This window comes from Candidatus Accumulibacter aalborgensis, assembly GCF_900089955.1.
Taxonomy (GTDB): Bacteria; Pseudomonadota; Gammaproteobacteria; order Burkholderiales; family Rhodocyclaceae; genus Accumulibacter; species Accumulibacter aalborgensis.
The window spans coordinates 1-1,634 of the sequence record NZ_FLQX01000058.1 but is presented as its reverse complement, the minus strand read 5'-3'; the positions used below and the strand labels follow the sequence as shown (position 1 = coordinate 1,634).

Below are 1,634 nucleotides of genomic sequence, written 5' to 3'. Positions count from 1 at the left end.
GAGATCGCCATGACGATTACCAAGCGGGTGTTGAACCCGGAGCGTCTGCGCCAGGTGCCCGAGCACTTCAGTTGGCTTGATCATCGCCTGGTGCGGGACCACCACATTGAGCGGGCTGACGTCTGCGCCTGGGCGTTGTACCTGTTTCTCGTCGCGGTGGCCGACGCGGAAGGGCTGAGCTACTACGCCGATGCGTCACTCTGCCGGCGCCTGCGCCTGGATCCGCTTCGTCTCGCACGCGCCCGCAACGACCTCATCGGGCTCGATCTGATCGCCTTTGATCCCCCGTTGTACCAGGTTCTCAGCCTGGACCTGGAAGCCCCGCTCCCGGTCGCTGCCCGCCTGGAACGTCTACACGCGATTTTGGGGGGACGGCCATGATCGACTACGCCACGTGGTGTGCCATCCAGAAAGGCAATGACGAGCACCTGACCGCCGCGCAACTGGCGGCCGAACTCCAGTGCAACATCAAGACCGTGCGCCGCTGGATTGGGCACCCCTATCAACCGCGTCAAGCGCCCAAGCGCCCCAGCCGGCTGGACCCTTTCAAGGGACGCATCGTCCGCTGGCTGGAGGCCCACCCATTCACCGCGCAACAAGTCTTTCAGCGCCTGCGCGAGGAGGGTTTTGCCGGCGGCATCAGCATTGTCAAGGACTACGTGCGCATCGTCCGCCCGCGTCCACGTGAAGCCTTCCTGACCCTGGCCTTTGCTCCCGGGGAATGCGCCCAGGTTGACTGGGGTGAATGGGGCACGATCGCCGTCGGCGGTACGCGCCGCCGGCTGTCGTTTTTCGTCATGGTCCTGGCCTATTGCCGGCGGATGTACGTCGAGTTCATGTGGTCACAGACCATGGAGCACTTCCTCACGGCGCACATGAATGCCTTCAACGTGCTCGGCGTACCCAGGAAGGTGATGGTCGACAATCTGCGCTCGGCAGTGCTCTCGCATCCCCGCGGCCAACCTCCGGTGTTCAATCCGCGCTACCTCGACTTTGCGCGTCATTATGGCTTCGAGATTGTTGCCTGTGCGGTGGCCAAAGGCAATGAGAAGGGACGTGCGGAGCGCGGTGTCGGCTATGTCAAAGGCAATTTTCTGCGCGGCCTGGAAATGCCAGGCTTCGCCGCACTCAACCCGGCGGCCCGGTACTGGCTCGAGTCAGTGGCCGATGTGCGGGTCCATGGGGAGACGCATCGCCGTCCGATCGATTTGTGGGCGGAGGAACACGCTTATCTGCAGCCGGTCAATCCGCGACCTTTCGATCCCGGGCGCGTCCTGACGGTGCGCGCCAATCGGCAGTTCCGGGTGAGTTTTGACGGGAATCGCTATTCGGTACCGGCGCGCTTTGCCGGCAGCCAGGTGGTGCTCAAGGCGTACCCGGATCGCTTGTGTGTGTATCAGGGGGAAGTGCTGATCGCGCGTCACGCCCGGTCGTTCGATCGCCATCAGGATATCGAGGATCCGGATCATCCTAAAGCGCTTCTCGAACAGCGTCGACATGCGCGCGATCAGCATGCGCTGCAACGCTTTCTCGCGCTTTCGCCCCAGGCTGCGGCGTATTACGCCGGTTTGTGCGAGCGCCGCGGTAACGCCATGGTGCACGTGCGCAAGATCGTGGCGCTGGTCGAGATCCAT

2 protein-coding genes are annotated in these 1,634 nt (G+C 63.3%); both read left to right on the top strand.

The window, feature by feature from the left end; genetic code table 11:
* Nucleotides 1–381: hypothetical protein (locus ACCAA_RS04495; protein WP_186406050.1), on the top strand; the 381-nt coding region annotated here is incomplete at its 5' end.
* Nucleotides 378–1,634, top strand: a 1,257-nt coding sequence (istA, locus tag ACCAA_RS04490; RefSeq protein ID WP_186406049.1) for an IS21 family transposase, incomplete at its 3' end; no start/stop codon positions are given. The genes ACCAA_RS04495 and istA, both read left to right, overlap by 4 nt.